This is a genomic window from Agromyces sp. CCNWLW213, assembly GCF_037199545.1.
Taxonomy (GTDB): domain Bacteria; phylum Actinomycetota; class Actinomycetes; order Actinomycetales; family Microbacteriaceae; genus Agromyces.
Map to the genome: position 1 here is coordinate 25,346 of NZ_JBBBDX010000006.1, position 15,455 is coordinate 40,800.

Here is a 15,455-nt window from a genome sequence, read left to right on the forward strand (position 1 = left end):
CGACCGCGCCGGGCCCGGCTCAGCCCTTCTTCGGCCGGATCCGCACGCGGTTGTTGCCGGGCGTCTCGTCGAGCTCGACCACGCCGCCGCGCGACCTGAGGAAGTCGGTGAACGTCGGGAAGCCGAGACGACGCTCCTGGAATGACGGGTCCATGCGGAGCATCTGGTTCTTCACCGCACTCGAGCCCTGCCACTCCTGGTCGTTCTTCGCGCGCAGCAGCTCGAGCGCCTTGAGCAGCAGCCGGCCGGGGTTGCGCGTGGCTCCGGCGGCGGCGTCGTCGGAGCCCGGCTCGATCGGCGCGACGAACTGCACGGCCCGGGACGACCCCTTGGCCGGTGCGGCGTCGCTCGAGGCGGAGGCGGTGGCGTTGGCGGCGGCGGGCTCGGGGGAGGCGTCGCCGGACGCGGCATCCGTCACCGACTTCGTCGAGGCGCGGCGGCGCCGAGAGGGGGCCGCGGGTGCGGACGCGCCCTCGGCCTGCGGCGGCTCGGCGGCGGCCGCCGGCTTCGACTCCGGGGCGCGCGACGCGGCCCGGTCCTCGTCGTCGGCGACGGCGGCATCGGTCGCCAGCAGCGCGTCGTAGTCGGCGTACTCGTCGCACGCGGCCGTGAGCGCCCGGCTCGTGCCGCCCGCGACGCCGATGCCGACGACGTAGCGGCCGAGCTTCTTCGCCTTCTGCGCGAGCGCGACGTAGTCGGAGTCGCCCGCGACGATCACGATGTGCGACAGGTCCTGGATCATGAAGAGGTCCTCGATCGCGTCGACGGAGAGGCGGATGTCGGCGCCGTTCTTCGTCGCCGAGAGCGGGAAGAGCTGCACGAGGTCGACCGCGCGGTCGATGAGCTGGCCGCGGTAGCTGGCGTTCACGGGCGTCGACCAGTCGGCGTAGGCGCGCGCGATCGCGATCGTGCCGAACGTGGCCGCGAAGTCGAGCACCGCGTCGATGTCGACCGTCGCCTGCTGCAGGCGCTTCCACGCCTGGGTGCCGGGCGCGACCGTCTTGGTGCGGCTCGTGTCCTTGCGGTACGAGCTGTCGCCGTGCAGCTGGTCGTACCGGGAGATGACGATGTTGTCGAAGTCGAAGTAGAGCGCGACCCGGGGTTCTGCCGTAGCGGGCATGTCGACCTTCCGTCGGGGTGTCCTCCGATCGTAGGCCCGCCGGCTGGGTCGGCGCTCAGGCCGCGGCCGCGGCGACCGCGTTGTGCAGCTCGTCGGCGTCGAGGCCGAGGCGCGTGATGCCGCCGCCGACGTTCGCGAGCAGCACGAAGCACACTCCGAGCGACGGCGTGATCCAGAACTCGGTGCCGGCCCATCCGCCGTGGCCGTAGGTGTCGCGGGCGAGCAGCCCCGGGGCCGCGTGCCGGAGGTTCCAGGTGAAGCCCCAGTCCTGGCCGCGCGACTCCGGGTACGGCTCGAGCTTCGGCAGGCCCGTCGTGAGCGGCCGCCGCATGGCCTCGACGGTCAGCCGCGACACGAGCGAGCCGTCGTCGCGCAGCAGGGCGCCGCCCACCGCGAGCAGGTCGGCGGCGCGGCCGAAGAGCCCGGCACCCGGATGCCGCAGCGAGGCGAGCCGCGGCCAGTCCAGTCCCTGCTCCGCCGCCTCGATCGGCGCGTGCGGCGACACGTCGTCGAAGGTGAGGCCCGGTGCATCCGCACGTTCGGCGATCGCGGAGACCGCCTGCTCCCACGGGCGGCCGGACGCGTCCTCGATGAGGGCCGCGATGCCCTCGAAGGCGATCGTCGAGTACCGCGATGCGGTGCCGGCCGCGAAGTCCCGTCCGCCCGCGAGCAGCGACGGGCGGAGGCCGCGCGGCGCATCGAGCGGCGGCTCGACGACGCCCGACGTGTGGCTCGCGAGGTGGCGGAGCCGCACGACGTCGTCGCGGCCGGTGCCGAACGCCGGGATCGCCCGAGTCAGCGGCGTCTCCGGGGTGAGCCGGCCCTGCTCGACGAGCCGCAGCGCGGCGAGTCCCACGATGGGCTTCGTGATCGAGAACAGCGGGTAGTGATCGTCGACGGATGCCGCGCCGAAGGCGTCGAGCGCGATCACCCCCTCGGCCGTCGCGACGCCGAGCACGGCCGTGGGCAGCCGGCCGTCGTCGACGTGGCGCCGGACCCAGTCGAAGGCGTGGTCGAACTGCGGCATGGGCGTTCCTCCCGGTGGTGCGGCGGTCAGGTGCGGAGCACGACGTTGCGGGGTTCCTCGCCGCGTCGCATCCGCTCGATCTGGTCTCGGAGGAGCCGCGCCATGCGCGGCATCATCGCGGTCGTCGCGCCGCCGACGTGCGGCGACACGAGCACGTTCGGCCGCACGAGCAGCGGATGCCCCTCGGGCAGCGGTTCCGGGTCGGTGACGTCGAGGGCGAAGCGGAGTCGCCCGCTCGAGGCCTCCGAGAGGATCGCATCCGTGTCGGCGACCTGCCCCCGGGCGACGTTGACCACGAGGGCGCCGTCGGGGAGCGCGGTGAGGAACCCGGCGTCGACCAGGCGCGTGGTGCCCTCGTTCAGCGGCACGGCGACGATCACGATCTCGGCCTCCGGCAGGAGCGCCGGCAGCTCGTCGATGCCGTGCACGCGACCGTGCGCGTCATCGCGCGCCCGACTCGCGACCCGGACGAGCTCGACCTCGAACCCGGCGAGGCGGTCCTCGATCGCGCGACCCACGCCGCCGTAGCCGACGAGGAGCACGCGCCGGTCCGCGAGGCTCGCGTGCCGCGCGGGCGCCCACCGGCCGTGGGCGGCCGCGCGCACGAAGTCGGGCAGCCCCCGCTGCGCCGCGATCGCGAGCCCCACGGCCAGCTCGGCCGTCGACGACTCGTGGACGGACGCCGCGTTCGCGAACACGTGCCCGGCCGGAAGGGCTCCGGTGACGTCGTCGAAGCCGATCGACTGCGACTGCACGAGCCCCACGTCCAGCCCGTCGAGCGCGCCGAGCCGCGCGGACGCCCCCATGTACGGCGGCACGACGACGTCGATGCGCCGACCGGATGCCGCGGCCGGAGGCGGGCCGGACAGGTCCCACTCGACCAGCTCGACCCCGTCGGGCACGCCGCCCGCGGTCTGCTCGAGCGCGCGGCGCAGCGTCACGCCGGGCACGGTGACGAGGAGCGGCCGGGTCTGGGTCATGCGACGATCCTCGCAGAACCTCCGGGCCGGCGGCCGGAGCTGGTGCTACCGTGACGCGCATGGACGAGCGGGCGGCCGAGTCGGGCGGGACCGGTGCGGCTCCGCCCGAACATCCCGACGCGATCGACGTCGACGGCGAGGCGGTCGTCGGCCACCCCGCCCGCCACGGCCGAGCCCACCGCGGTCACCGCGAGCGCCCCGAGCGGCCCCGCGAGGAACTCGCCGAGGCGCTCAAGGAGCGCGTCTACGCGAGCTTCACGGGTCTCGCGATCGTGCTCGTGCAGCTCGAGAACGTGGAGCACGTCGATGCCCTCCGCGCGACCGTGACGTTGCTGGTCGGCGTCGTCGCGATCACGGCGGCGGGCTTCGTCGCCGGCGTGGTCGCCCACGTCGCGGTGCGCGGCGGCTTCCCCGACCGCGAGGAGGTCGGCCGGATGCTGCGCGTCTCCGGATCGGCCATCGCGTCGGCGGCCGGACCGCTCGTGATCCTCGCGCTCGCCGCATCCGGGATCGTCGACCTCGAGATCGCCCTCCGGACCGCGTCGATCCTGTACCTCGTGACGCTCGTGCTCATCGGCCTCGTGGCCGTGCGCCGCACGCACGCCGAGTGGTGGAAGCAGCTCGTCGCACTCGGGGCACTGCTCGCGCTCGGGCTCGCGGTCGTCGCGCTGCAGCAGCTCGCCCACGGCCACTGACCGCGCTCAGCGCCCGCGCGGCTCGTAGCGCGTCGGCGCGAGCGCCCGCGACACGAGCGCGCGGAGCGACTCGAGGTCGCCGCGGGCGAACCCGAGGGCGCGGGCCTGGACGAGCACGTTGCCGATCGCGGTCGCCTCGACGGGACCGGCGAGCACGGGCAGCCCCGACCGGTCGGCCGTCCGCCGGCACAGCAGCCCGTTCAGCGCGCCGCCGCCCACGAGGTGGATCGTCTCGACGTCGACGGCCGAGAGGATGGACGCGTCGCGGACCGCCTGGGCGAACGCCTCCGCGAGGCTCTCGACGATCGACCGTGCGAACTCGGCGCGCGACTGCGGCACCGGCTCGTCGTGCTCGCGGCACCACTCCGCGATGCGTCCGGGGAGGTCGCCCGGCGCGAGGAACCGCGGGTCGTTCGCGTCGAACACGGTCACGGGCGCGGTGACGGATGCCGCGGCCGCGAGCAGCCGGGGCAGGTCGATCGCCTCACCGTCCCGTTCCCACCAGCGCACCGACTCGCTGAGCAGCCACAGGCCCATGACGTTGTGCAGGAACCGCACGCGCCCGTCGACGCCGCCCTCGTTCGTGAAGTTCGCCTCGCGCGCGGCGTCCGTCGTCACGGGGTGCTCGACCTCGACGCCGACGAGCCCCCACGTGCCGCACGAGACGTACGCGGCCGACTCGGCGCGCATGGGCACGGCGACGACCGCGGAGGCGGTGTCGTGCGATCCGACCGCGACGACCTCGAGGCCGGCGGGAGCGCCGAGCTCGGTCGCGACCTCCGCCCGGAGGCCCCCGATCGCGTCGCCGGGCGACACGAGCGGCGCGAAGACGGATGCCGGAAGCGCGAGCCGTTCGATGAGGTCGTCGTCCCACTCGCCCGACTCGACCCGCACGAGGCCGGTCGTCGACGCGTTGGTGCGCTCGGCGACCTCCGCCCCGGTGAGCTGGAACCCGACGAGGTCGGGCATCAGCAGGAGCGAGTCGGCGAGGTCGAGCCATCCCGTCGCCTGCTCTGCGGCGAGCTGGTACACGGTGGTGAACGGCAGGAACTGCAGGCCGTTGCGGCGGTGGAGCTCCTCGAAGGGCACCCGCGCGTGGACGGCGTCGACCGCTGCCTCGTTGCGGGCGTCGCGGTAGTGGAAGGGCTCACCGAGCAGGCGCCCGCCCCGCAGCAGGCCGTAGTCGACCGCCCACGAGTCGACGCCCACGGAGGCCACGCCGGGCTCGCGGCGGAACGCGTCGGCGAGCCCGCGCGCGAGGTCCCGGTACAGGCCCGTGACGTCCCAGTGCAGGCCCGACGCGAGCCGGACGGGACCGTTCGGGAACCGCGCCGCCTGGTCGAGCCCGAGCCGGCCCGCCGCCTGGTCGACGTGTCCGACGATCACGCGCCCGCTCGTGGCGCCGAGGTCGACCGCGGCGACCGCGCCGCCGCTCATCGGGTCACCGCGCGGTGCGAGTCGAGGAGCGGCGCAGCCGCGTCCCGAGAGCGGCGGGCGACGGCCTCGGGACGCGCTCCGCGCTCCTCGGCCCGCACAGGTCGCCGGTTCATCGCACGAACGCCGCGGCGACGCCCGCGTCGACCGGGACGTGCAGGCCCGTCGTGTGGCTGAGCTCGGGACCGGTCAGCACGAACACCGCGTTCGCGACGTGCTCGGGGAGCACCTCGCGCTTCAGGATCGTGCGCTGCGCGTAGAACGTCCCGAGGTCCTCCTCCTCGATGCCGTACGTCTTGGCGCGGTTCGCGCCCCAGCCGCTCGCGAAGATGCCCGAGCCGCGGACGACCCCGTCCGGGTTGATGCCGTTGACCTTGATGCCGTACTCGCCGAGCTCGACCGCGAGCAGCCGCACCTGGTGGGCCTGGTCGGCCTTGGTCGCCGAGTAGGCGATGTTGTTCGGGCCGGCGAACACCGAGTTCTTGGACGAGATGTACACGATGTCGCCGCCGAGGCCCTGGTCGATGAGCACCTTCGCCGCGGCCTTCGACACGAGGAACGAGCCCTTGGCCATCACGTCGTGCTGCAGGTCCCAGTCGGCCTCGGTGGTCTCGAGCAGCGGCTTCGAGAGCGAGAGACCGGCGTTGTTCACCACGAGGTCGAGGCCGCCGAACGCGAGGACGGCCTCGTCGATCGCGGCCTGCACGGCCGCGGCATCCGTCACGTTCGCCTGCACGCCGATCGCGACATCCGCGTCGCCGAGCTCGGCCGCGGCCGCCTGCGCCGTGCCGAGGTCGAGGTCGGCGATCACCACGCACGCGCCCTCGGCCGCGAGCCTGGTCGCGATGGCCTTGCCGATGCCGGACGCCGCGCCGGTGACGAGCGCGACGCGCGACGCGTGCGTCTTCGGCTTCGGCATGCGCTGGAGCTTGGCCTCCTCGAGCGCCCAGTACTCGATGCGGAACTTCTCCTCGTCGGCGATCGGCGCGTACGTCGAGAGCGACTCGGCGCCCCGCATGACGTTGATCGCGTTGACGTAGAACTCGCCGGCGACCCGGGCGGTCTGCTTGTTCGCGCCGAACGAGAACATTCCGACTCCGGGCACGAGCACGATCGCCGGGTCCGCACCGCGGATCGCAGGGCTCTCGGGCGTCGCGTAGGCGTCGTAGTAGGCCCGGTAGTCGGCGCGGTACTGCTCGTGCAGCTCCTTCAGGCGCGCGATGCTCTCCTCGACGGTCGCGGAGGCCGGCAGGTCGAGCACGAGCGGCCTGACCTTCGTGCGGAGGAAGTGGTCCGGGCAGCTCGTGCCGAGCGCGGCGAGCGGCTGGAGCTTCTCGCGCGAGAGGAACTCGAGCACCACGTCGGCGTCGGTGAAGTGGCCGACCTGCGGCGTGTCGTACGAGGCGAGCCCGCGGATGGTGGGCGCGAGCGCGGCCGCCTTCGCACGACGCTCCGCCTCGGGGAGGGGCTCGTAGCCCGGGACGACCGGGCCGAACGGCTCGGCCTTCCCGTGCTCGGCGAGGTACGCCGCCGCGGTGTCGATGATCCGCAGCGAGTTGCGCTCGGACTCCTCCGACGTGTCGCCCCACGCGGTGATCCCGTGCCCGCCGAGGATGCAGCCGATCGCCTGCGGGTTCCGCGCCTTGATCGCGGCGATGTCGAGGCCGAGCTGGAAGCCCGGGCGGCGCCACGGCACCCACACGACCGTGTCGCCGAAGATCTTCCGGGTCAACTCCTCGCCGTCGGCGGCGGTCGCGATCGCGATGCCCGAGTCGGGGTGGAGGTGGTCGACGTGCGCCGCATCGACGAGGCCGTGCATGGCCGTGTCGATCGACGGCGCCGCGCCGCCCTTGCCGTGCAGCGTGTAGTCGAACGCGGCGACCATCTCGTCCTCGCGCTCGACGCCGGGGTAGACCTCCACGAGGTCGCGGAGGCGGTCGAGGCGCAGCACCGCGAGCCCCTGCTCGGTGAGCGTGCCGAGGTCGCCGCCCGAGCCCTTGACCCACAGCAGCTCGACCGGCTCGCCCGTGACGGGGTCGGTCCCGGTGCCCTTCGCCGACGTGTTGCCGCCGGCGTAGTTCGTGTTCCTGGGGTCGGCGCCGAGGCGGTTCGACCGCGCGATGAGGTCGGCAGCGGCCTGGTTCGTCATGAGGTGATTCCTTCGGTGAAACGGGGAGCGGTCAGGTGGTCGAGCCACCGCACGACGCGGTCGACGGTGGCGGATGCCGCGGGCTCGGCGGGTCGGTTCAGGTGCCCGTGCTCGGTGCCGGGCTCGGTCACGAGCTCGACCGGCACGCCGGCGCGTGCGAGCGTCGCGGCGAACGCCTCGCCGGACACGCGGAGCTCGTCGGCCTCGCCGTTCACCATGAGCACGGGAGGGAACCCGGCGAGGTCGTCGGCGGTCGCGAGGCCGGGCACGGCGGGCAGCGGGGCGCCCTCTCCGACGGCACGGCCGAGGTAATCCTCGTACATCGCGCGCACGACGGCGGGGCCGAAGCGGTCGGCGACGGGGTTCGCGTCGAGCAGCGCCCGCAGCGCGGCATCCGGAGCGGGCTGCACCGCGAGCAGCGTCGGGTACGCGAGGAAGACGCCCGCGGGCAGCGGCGCGTCGCCGCCCCGCTCGACTCGCCCGCCCGCCGACGGGGCGCGCGTCTCCTGCGCGACCTCGGGTGCAGCGCCGGGCGCAGGCGCCCCGCCGGCGGAGTCAGTGTATGCGGAGGTCAGCCCTCCCGTGCCACCCCCGAAGACGGGGTGGCCGAGGAGCCGCAGCACCGCGCCGGTCACGAGGTTCGCGCCCGCGCTCGCGCCGCCGATCACGAGCCGCGCCGGGTCGAGGCGCAGCTCGGCGGCGTGCTCGACCGTCCAGCGCCAGGCCGCGAGCACGTCGTCCGACCCCGCGGGGTACCGTGCGGCGTCGTCGACCGCGAGCCGGTAGTCGATCGAGACGACGCCGATCCCGCGTGCCGCGACGGCGCGAGCGACCGAGTCGGCCTCGGGCATGTCGAGGTCGCCCGCGACGAAGCCGCCGCCGTGCGCCCAGACGAGGCCCGGCGCGGGACGCGGAGCCGCGGCATCCACCGGGTACACCCGGACGAGGCCGTCGGCCGCACCGTACGGCGCCTGCTGCGTCATCCGTCGCTCCTCTCGAGGCTCACGTCGTGCGATTCGGTTCGCGGTCGGGGTGGGGCCCGCCGGGGGTCAGGCGCCCCACCCGGCCTGGACGCCGCCGACGCGGTCGGCCGCGATCTGCTCCAGGTAGCCGGATGCCGCGAACGCCTGCATCGGGTCGGCGGGGAGGCCCCGCGACTCGCGCCACTCGGCGAGGGCCGGACGCACGTCGGTGTAGAACGCGTCCATGAAGATGCGGTTCGCCTCGAGCACGTCGCCGGAGACCTGCGCCGCGCGCAGCGCGTCGGTGTCGACGAGCAGGGCGCGCGCGGTCATCTCCTGCACGTTGAGCACCGAGCGGATCTGGCCGGGGACCTTGTCCTCGACGTTGTGGCACTGGTCGAGCATGAACGCGACGTCCGGGTGGTTGAGGCCGCCCCCGCGGGCGACCTCGAACAGGATGCGGAACAGCTGGAACGGGTCGGCCGCGCCCACGATGAGGTCGTCGTCGGCGTAGAAGCGCGAGTTGAAGTCGAACGAGCCGAGCTTGCCGAGCCGCAGCAGCTGCATGACGATGAACTCGATGTTCGTGCCGGGCGCGTGGTGGCCCGTGTCGAGGCAGACCATGGCCTTGTCGCCGAGCGCGGCGACCTGGGCGTAGCTCGTGCCCCAGTCCGGGACGTCGGTGTGGTAGAAGGCCGGCTCGAAGAACTTGTACTCGAGCACGAGGCGCTGCTCGTCGCCGAGGCGCGCGTAGATCTCCTGGAGCGACTCGTGCAGGCGGTCCTGACGGCCGCGCAGGTCGGCCTGGCCGGGGTAGTTCGAGCCCTCCGCGAGCCAGATCTTGAGGTCGCGGCTGCGGGTCGCGTGCATGATGTCGATGCACTCGAGGTGGTGGTCGATCGCCTTGCGGCGGACCGCCGGGTCCTCGTGCGTGAGCGCGCCGAACTTGTAGTCGTCGTCCTGGAAGGTGTTCGAGTTGACGGTGCCGAGCGAGACGCCGAGGTCCTCCGCGTGGCGGCGCAGGTCGTCGTAGGAGTCGACCTTGTCCCAGGGGATGTGCAGCGCGACGGTCGGGGCGAGCCTCGTGTACCGGTGCACCTGCGCGGCATCCGCGATCTTCTCGTAGGGGTCGCGCGGGGTGCCCGGCGTGGCGAACACCTTGAAGCGGGTGCCCGAGTTGCCGAAGGCCCACGAGGGGAGCTCGATCGACTGCAGCTCGAGCTGGTCGAGGACGGTCTGCGGGATGGTGCTCACGAGTCGCTGCTTTCTGTGGTGGTGGTGACGGATGCCGCGGGCTCGGGTCCGAGCGCGGCGAGCTGGTCCTCCAGGTGGAACACCTCGGGGATGCGCGGGGCAGCCTGGTCGGGGCGGGTGCCGTCGAGCGCGACGAAGAACTCCGCCATCTCGGCCTCCCACGGCGCGGTGCGCGGGTCGTTCGCGAGCGCGTCCTGCGCGGCCTCGTCGTCGTCGACTTCGTAGTAGCCGATGAGCAGGCCGTCCTCGCGGAGGAAGAGCGAGTAGTTGCGGCGCCCCGACGCCTCGATGGCCCGGAGCATATCGGGCCGGACCGCGGCGTGGCGCTCGCGGTACTCGCCGAGGCGGGCGGGGTCGACCTGCAGCTGGAAGCAGACCCGCTGCGTGGTGCCTGTGCTCATCGTCGAGCTCTCCGTTCGTCCTGAATCGTTTCAAGCGTAGACGGCGAAGCGCATGCCCGCAAGGGGGAAGGCGCTTGCCGCGGCTATGCCGTCACGACCGCCGCCGGATCCGCCACCCGAACGCCGGTGACGAGGACGCGGTGCGTGCCGGGGCCGAGGAGTGCACCCGTCGGGGCCTCCGTCGCCTCGCCGTCGACCGTGACCGTCGAGGCCTCGTCGAGGGGGAGGTCCAGCATCGCGTCCGCGCCGTACGGCACCTGCAGGTCGATCGCCAGCTCGTCGTCGCGGCGCCGCCACTCGATCGAGACCTCGCCCAGGCGGGACTCGACGCTGGCGCGCGCCCACGCGATGCTCGCCGTCGGCCGGGGAGCGACGACGATGCGCCGGTAGCCCGGTCGCTCCGGCGAGGGCGCGATGCCGGCGACGTACCGGTAGATCCAGTCCACGACGGCGCCGTACGCGTAGTGGTTGAACGAGAGCATGCCGGAGCTGTCGCCCGTCGCCATCTCGCCCGAGTGGATGGTGCCGTCGGGTGCGAGTGCGTCCCAGCGCTCCCACACGGTCGTCGCGCCCATCTCGACCTGGTACAGCCACGACGGCGGCGCCTGGCGGAGCAGCATCAGGTACGCCTCGTCGACGTGCCCGGTGTGCACGAGCGCGAACAGCACGAGCGGCGTGCCCAGGAATCCGGTCGCGATGCGCCCGTGCTCGGCGCGCACGTTGCGGGCCAGCGCCTCGCCGATGCGCTCGCGGTCGTCGCCCGGGGCGATGTCGAACTCGATCGCGATGGCGGCGCCGGTCTGCGTGTCGATCGCGGCCTCGCCCCACTCCGCCCACGTGGCCGCGGCGACTCGTTCGGCGAGCTGCGCCGCGCGCTCGGCGCGGTCCGCATCGCCGACGAGCCGCTCGGCGTCGGCGAGGAGCCGCGCACTGCGGGAGAAGAACGCGTTGGCCACGTAGTCAGACGAGACCTTCGCCTCCCACGGCCGATCGCCGGGCGCGTCGGGGTCGAGCCAGTCGCCGAACTGGAACTCCGTCGGCAGCAGCCCCCGCTCGCCCGCCCGGCGCTCGAGGTGGTCGACCCACCGGCGCATCGAATCCAGCTGGCGCTCGAGCACCTCGGTGCTGCCGTACGACTCGTACACCGCCCACGGCACGATGGTCGCGGCATCCGCCCAGCCGGCACGCCCCATCACGCTGTGGGCGCCGCCGTCGGCGGGGAACTCGTCGCGCGTCAGGATGTTGGGGACCACGGCGGCGACGGCGCCGTCGGCGTCCTGGTCGAGCTCGACGTCGCGGAGCCAGCTCATCCAGAACGCCTCGACGTCGAACAGCGTCGACGCGGTCGGGGCGAACGCCTGGGCGTCGCCGGTCCATCCGAGGCGCTCGTCGCGCTGCGGGCAGTCGGTCGGCAGCGAGACGAAGTTGTCGCGCTGCGACCATGCCACATTGGAGTGGAGCCGCTCCAGGCGCGGGTCGGCGCACTCGAACGTCGAGCGCGGCCGGTCGGCGCTCGAGACGGCGACGGCCGTCGCCGAGACGACCTCGGCACCGGTGACGTCGGCGTACTGGAAGCCGTGGAACGTGAGCAGCGGCTCGAGCACGGTCTCGCCGTCGCGAGCGAGCACGTAGGTGTCGGTCGCGCGGGCGGTGCGCAACGCCGCGGTGTGCAGCGATCCGTCGGGTTCGAGCACCTCCGCGTGGCGTACCACCACGCGGTCGCCGGTGCGGCCCCGGACGGTCAGGCGCAGCCAGCCCGCGATGTTCTGCCCGACGTCGAGGAACGCCCGGTCGCCGCGCGGCTCGGCGCGCACGTCCCACTCGCCCACGGTGCGGACGCCGCCGGCGATGCGCGGCTCGACCCGGGCGGTGTCGACGTCGACGCGGCGGGCGGGTGCCCAGGCGTCGTCGTCGAAGCCCGGCGCGTCCCATCCGTCGGGTTCGGCGGCGAGGTCGACGTCGACGCCGTCGTAGAGCCCGGCGAAGCGGATGCCGCCCGTCGAGGTGCGCCACTCGGGCGAGGTCCCCACTCGCACGTGCGTCCCGTCGGCGCACTCGACGTCGAGCTGCACGAGCGCGGCGAGCTCGGTGCCGTAGTGCTCGATCTCGTCCTCCCAGCCGAGTCGGCCGCGGTACCACCCGTCGCCGAGCACGACGCCGAGTGCGTTCTCGCCCTCGCGCAGCAGGTCGGTCACGTCCCACGTCGCGAGCAGGAGTCGCTCGTCGTACGACGTCCATCCGGGTGCGAGGTGCTCGTCGGTCGCGCGACGTCCGTTGATCCGCAGGTCCCCGACGCCCCAGAAGGTCGCCCGGAGGCGCGCTCGCGTCGGCGGGGCCGGCAGCGCGACCGCGGTCCGCAGCAGCGCGGCCGGACCCTCGACGGGCTGCGATCCGCCGATCGGCACGGCCTCGAGCTCGGCGGCCTCGAGCGCGCCCTCGACGACGAGGTCGTCGCTCCAGTCCGACCAGCCCGCGTCCGTGGCGATCCGCACCGCGTAGCGCCGCTCCTCGCCGGCGCCGAGAGCGGGACCGGGCGCCGGCACGCCGATCGACGCGTCGCCCTCGACGGGCTCGGCGGTGACGGCCTCGCCGTCGGAGCCGCGCCAGCGCACCTGGGAGGCGACCTGGGGCGAGGCGGCCTCGGCGCGCCACGTGAGGCGCAGTCCCGTGCGGGGCACGCCCAGGAGGTCGCCCGGGTACTGGGTCCGCACGGATGCGATCCGCGCGGTGGGATCGGTGATCGTGGTGGCGGGCAGCATCGTCGGCATGCGCGTCCTTTCGTGGGCTCGCCCGGCTGGGCGTTCCGGTCTCGCCGGAGGGTCGGTCAGGAGGTGGGCTCCGCGGGCGCCGGCGCGGTCGATGCGCGCACCTCGAGCGACGGCACCACGGTGAAGTTCACCGGTTCGCTCCTGCCGTCGATGCGCTCGAGCAGCAGGCGGATGGCACGCTCGCCGAGGGCCTCACCGGATTGGTGGACCGTCGTGAGCGAGATGGCCGGATGGCTGGCGATGTCGACGTCGTCGTAGCCGACGAGCGACACCTCGGCGGGGCCGAGTCCGCGTTCGCCGAGCGCCCGCTGGGCGCCGAAGGCGAGCTCGTCGTTGCCCGCGAAGATCGCGGTCGGCATATCCTCGTCGAGGAGGGCGTGCGTGTCGAGGCGGGCCGATTCCTCGGTCAGTCCCGTGCGCACGACGCGGATGTGCTCGGCGAGCCCGGCGCCCTCCATCAGCGCCCGGTACTGCTCGAGTCGGATCGCGTGCGGGGTCCCGGAGCCGGGCAGCGTGACCTCCTCGTCGCGCGTGAGGTGCGCGATGCGCCGGTGTCCGAGGTCGAAGAGGTGCTCCATGGCCAGGCGCGTGCCGAGCACGTCGTCGTCGGTCACGGTGTCGTAGGCCACGGGGCGGTCGTGGCGGCCGATCATCACGACGGGCACCCGCCCGGCGAGCCGCTCGAGCCAGTCGGGTCGCACCTTGGGCGAGATGGCGATGATGCCGTCGACCTGCCGGTCGGCGAGGGCGCCGAGCGCCCGGACCCCCTCCTCGCCGTCCATGTCGGCCGGGGCGATGATCAGCTGGTACGGGCTGCCCTGCAGCGCCGCGGTGGCGCCGGCGATGATCTTGGTGAAGAACGGGTTGCCGATGCTCGGCAGCTCGATGCCGAGGGTGAAGCTCGACCCGCGCATGGCCCGCGCCGCGACCCGGGGACGGTAGTCGAGCGCCTCGATGGCGGCGTTCACGCGTTCGCGCATCGCGGGGCTCACGCCGTAGGCGTTGCGGATGACCTTCGAGACGGCGGCGCGGGAGACGCCGGCCTGGCGCGCGACGTCCTCGATGGTCGCTGCCCGCGATGCGCTCATGCTCGTTCCCCTTCCGTCGTCGATGCCGGGACGCAGGATCCCGGTGTCACGATACACACCGGGATGCTTGATCATAGATCGATCTACGCGAGGACGATAGCGCGTCGGCACATTCGCTGTAAATCGTTTCAAGAAATCTGTGTAGATCGGTTGACAAAGCGGATGGCGCACTCGTAACGTGGGCCGCGCCACAGCACCGGTTGCTTCGGCGCACCCAACAGCGCAGTTGCTTTACATGGAGGTAAAGAAGATGGTCCCCGGTCCCACGCGACGCTCGATCGTCGCCCTCGGCGCAGGCGGTCTCGCCCTGTCGCTCGCCCTCGCCGGCTGCAGCGCCGGCGACTCCGGCTCCGCCGACGGCGAGGTGGAGCTCACCTTCCTCGTCGACAACGGCGAGGCCACCGTCGGCACGGCCGAGGCCCTCGCCGAGGCGTTCACCGCCGAGAACCCCGACATCACCATCGAGGTCGAGACCCGCCCGCAGGGCGCCGACGGCGACAACGTCGTGAAGACCCGCCTCTCCACGGGCGAGATGGCCGACCTGTTCCAGTACAACTCGGGCTCCCTCCTGCAGGCGCTGAACCCCGACCAGACCCTCGTGAACCTCGCCGACCAGGAGTACGTCGACAAGTTCGACGAGAACTTCGTGAAGAGCGTCTCGACCGAGAACGGCGTCTACGGCGTGCCCATGGGCCAGTCGATGGCGGGCGCGGTGCTCTACAACAAGGACATCTACGCCGAGCTCGGCCTCGAGATCCCCACCACGTGGGACGAGTTCATCGCCAACGCCGAGGCCGTCAAGGAGGCCGGCACCGCCGCGCCCATCGTGCAGACGTACGGCGACACGTGGACCTCGCAGCTGTTCGTGCTCGGCGACTTCAACAACGTGCTCGCCGAGGACCCGGACTGGGCTGAGAAGTACACGAACAACGAGGCCAAGTACGTCGACGAGCCCGCGTTCGCCGGGTTCGAGCACCTCCAGGAGGCGTTCGAGAAGGACCTCTTCAACGAGGACTTCGCCTCGGCCCTCTACGCCGACGGCGTCTCGATGGTCGCGACGGGCGAGGGCGCGCACTACCCGATGCTGACGTTCGCCGCGTCGCAGCTGGCGACCACGAACCCCGAGGCCGCCGACGTCGTCGGCACCTTCCCGCTCCCGGGCGACGACCCCGAGTCCAACGGCCTCACGGTGTGGATGCCCACGAACACGATCTACGTGCCGAAGTCGACCGAGGGCGAGAAGCTCGAGGCCGCGCAGCAGTTCCTCGAATTCCTGACGACGCCCGAGGCCTGCGACATCCAGGCCGAGTCGAACGCCCCGCAGGGCCCGTTCGTCGTCGAGGGCTGCGAGCTGCCCGAAGACGTCCCGGCGATGGTCTCCGACCTGCAGCCGTACTTCGACGAGGGCAAGACCAACCTCGCGCTCGAGTTCCTCTCGCCCATCAAGGGACCGGCCCTGGAGCAGATCACGGTCGCCGTGGGCTCCGGCATCACCTCGGCCGACGAGGGCGCCGCCCAGTACGACGAGGATGTCAAGAAGCAGGCCCAGCAGCTCGGCCTCGAGGGCTGGTAGGCCG

The 15,455-nt window shown here is 73.0% G+C and carries 12 protein-coding genes; 2 read left to right on the forward strand and 10 right to left on the reverse strand.

Features of this window, described 5'->3' with window-relative positions; all coding sequences use genetic code 11:
* Positions 1 to 19 precede the first annotated feature (19 nt).
* Genes WBQ80_RS12285 through WBQ80_RS12295 form a run of 3 tightly spaced genes read right to left on the reverse strand, consistent with a single transcriptional unit; the run spans position 20 to position 3,127 of the window.
* Entirely contained in the window at positions 20 to 1,120 is a 1,101-nt protein-coding gene (locus WBQ80_RS12285; protein WP_336570824.1) for an NYN domain-containing protein, read from the reverse strand.
* A 55-nt stretch (positions 1,121 to 1,175) separates the two neighbouring features.
* Positions 1,176 to 2,147 carry a serine hydrolase domain-containing protein gene (locus WBQ80_RS12290; protein WP_336570825.1) on the reverse strand — a complete coding sequence of 324 codons (972 nt, stop codon included), beginning with the start codon at positions 2,145 to 2,147 and terminating at the stop codon, positions 1,176 to 1,178.
* A 26-nt stretch (positions 2,148 to 2,173) separates the two neighbouring features.
* Positions 2,174 to 3,127, reverse strand: coding sequence for a 2-hydroxyacid dehydrogenase (locus tag WBQ80_RS12295; RefSeq protein WP_336570826.1), 954 nt, complete (start codon positions 3,125 to 3,127; stop codon positions 2,174 to 2,176).
* A 59-nt stretch (positions 3,128 to 3,186) separates the two neighbouring features.
* On the opposite strand from WBQ80_RS12295, the gene WBQ80_RS12300 reads away from it, so the two are divergent.
* Positions 3,187 to 3,822, forward strand: a complete 636-nt coding sequence (locus WBQ80_RS12300; RefSeq protein ID WP_336570827.1) for a hypothetical protein — start codon at positions 3,187 to 3,189, stop codon at positions 3,820 to 3,822.
* A gap of 6 nt (positions 3,823 to 3,828) precedes the next feature.
* On the opposite strand, the gene WBQ80_RS12305 is transcribed toward WBQ80_RS12300, so the two are convergent.
* The 7 genes from WBQ80_RS12305 to WBQ80_RS12335 all read right to left on the reverse strand — a co-directional run bounded on the left by WBQ80_RS12305 (position 3,829) and on the right by WBQ80_RS12335 (position 13,878).
* Positions 3,829 to 5,259: a rhamnulokinase gene (locus WBQ80_RS12305; protein ID WP_336570828.1), complete on the reverse strand. Its 1,431-nt coding sequence runs from the start codon at positions 5,257 to 5,259 to the stop codon at positions 3,829 to 3,831.
* 109 nt (positions 5,260 to 5,368) lie between these two features.
* Positions 5,369 to 7,405, reverse strand: a complete 2,037-nt coding sequence (locus WBQ80_RS12310) for a bifunctional aldolase/short-chain dehydrogenase (RefSeq protein ID WP_336570829.1) — start codon at positions 7,403 to 7,405, stop codon at positions 5,369 to 5,371.
* Positions 7,402 to 8,388, reverse strand: a complete 987-nt coding sequence (locus WBQ80_RS12315; protein ID WP_336570830.1) for an alpha/beta hydrolase — start codon at positions 8,386 to 8,388, stop codon at positions 7,402 to 7,404. The genes WBQ80_RS12310 and WBQ80_RS12315 overlap by 4 nt, the downstream gene beginning before the upstream one ends.
* 66 nt (positions 8,389 to 8,454) lie before the next feature.
* Positions 8,455 to 9,612, reverse strand: coding sequence for an L-rhamnose isomerase (gene rhaI / locus WBQ80_RS12320; protein WP_442892667.1), 1,158 nt, complete (start codon positions 9,610 to 9,612; stop codon positions 8,455 to 8,457).
* 5 nt (positions 9,613 to 9,617) lie between these two features.
* Entirely contained in the window at positions 9,618 to 10,022 is a 405-nt protein-coding gene (locus WBQ80_RS12325; RefSeq protein WP_336570832.1) for an L-rhamnose mutarotase, read from the reverse strand.
* An 83-nt stretch (positions 10,023 to 10,105) separates the two neighbouring features.
* Positions 10,106 to 12,790 carry a family 78 glycoside hydrolase catalytic domain gene (locus WBQ80_RS12330; RefSeq protein ID WP_336570833.1) on the reverse strand — a complete coding sequence of 895 codons (2,685 nt, stop codon included), beginning with the start codon at positions 12,788 to 12,790 and terminating at the stop codon, positions 10,106 to 10,108.
* Between the two features lie 56 nt (positions 12,791 to 12,846).
* On the reverse strand, positions 12,847 to 13,878 hold the full coding sequence (locus tag WBQ80_RS12335) for a LacI family DNA-binding transcriptional regulator (protein ID WP_336570834.1): 1,032 nt from the start codon (positions 13,876 to 13,878) through the stop codon (positions 12,847 to 12,849).
* A gap of 235 nt (positions 13,879 to 14,113) precedes the next feature.
* Between WBQ80_RS12335 and WBQ80_RS12340 the strand changes: the two genes are divergently transcribed.
* Complete coding sequence (locus tag WBQ80_RS12340) at positions 14,114 to 15,451, forward strand: ABC transporter substrate-binding protein (protein ID WP_336570835.1); 1,338 nt, start codon at positions 14,114 to 14,116, stop codon at positions 15,449 to 15,451.
* The last annotated feature ends 4 nt before the right edge of the window (positions 15,452 to 15,455 follow it).

Excerpts from the sequence above, each read along its gene's own strand:
- WBQ80_RS12325 (WP_336570832.1), bottom strand. The coding sequence starts at position 10,022 with ATGAGCACAGGCACCACGCAGCGGGTCTGCTTCCAGCTGCAGGTCGAC.
- WBQ80_RS12295 (WP_336570826.1), bottom strand. The coding sequence starts at position 3,127 with ATGACCCAGACCCGGCCGCTCCTCGTCACCGTGCCCGGCGTGACGCTG.
- WBQ80_RS12290 (WP_336570825.1), bottom strand. The coding sequence starts at position 2,147 with ATGCCGCAGTTCGACCACGCCTTCGACTGGGTCCGGCGCCACGTCGAC.
- WBQ80_RS12300 (WP_336570827.1), top strand. The coding sequence starts at position 3,187 with ATGGACGAGCGGGCGGCCGAGTCGGGCGGGACCGGTGCGGCTCCGCCC.
- WBQ80_RS12340 (WP_336570835.1), top strand. The coding sequence starts at position 14,114 with ATGGAGGTAAAGAAGATGGTCCCCGGTCCCACGCGACGCTCGATCGTC.
- WBQ80_RS12335 (WP_336570834.1), bottom strand. The coding sequence starts at position 13,878 with ATGAGCGCATCGCGGGCAGCGACCATCGAGGACGTCGCGCGCCAGGCC.
- WBQ80_RS12305 (WP_336570828.1), bottom strand. The coding sequence starts at position 5,259 with ATGAGCGGCGGCGCGGTCGCCGCGGTCGACCTCGGCGCCACGAGCGGG.
- WBQ80_RS12310 (WP_336570829.1), bottom strand. The coding sequence starts at position 7,405 with ATGACGAACCAGGCCGCTGCCGACCTCATCGCGCGGTCGAACCGCCTC.
- WBQ80_RS12285 (WP_336570824.1), bottom strand. The coding sequence starts at position 1,120 with ATGCCCGCTACGGCAGAACCCCGGGTCGCGCTCTACTTCGACTTCGAC.
- WBQ80_RS12330 (WP_336570833.1), bottom strand. The coding sequence starts at position 12,790 with ATGCCGACGATGCTGCCCGCCACCACGATCACCGATCCCACCGCGCGG.
- WBQ80_RS12315 (WP_336570830.1), bottom strand. The coding sequence starts at position 8,388 with ATGACGCAGCAGGCGCCGTACGGTGCGGCCGACGGCCTCGTCCGGGTG.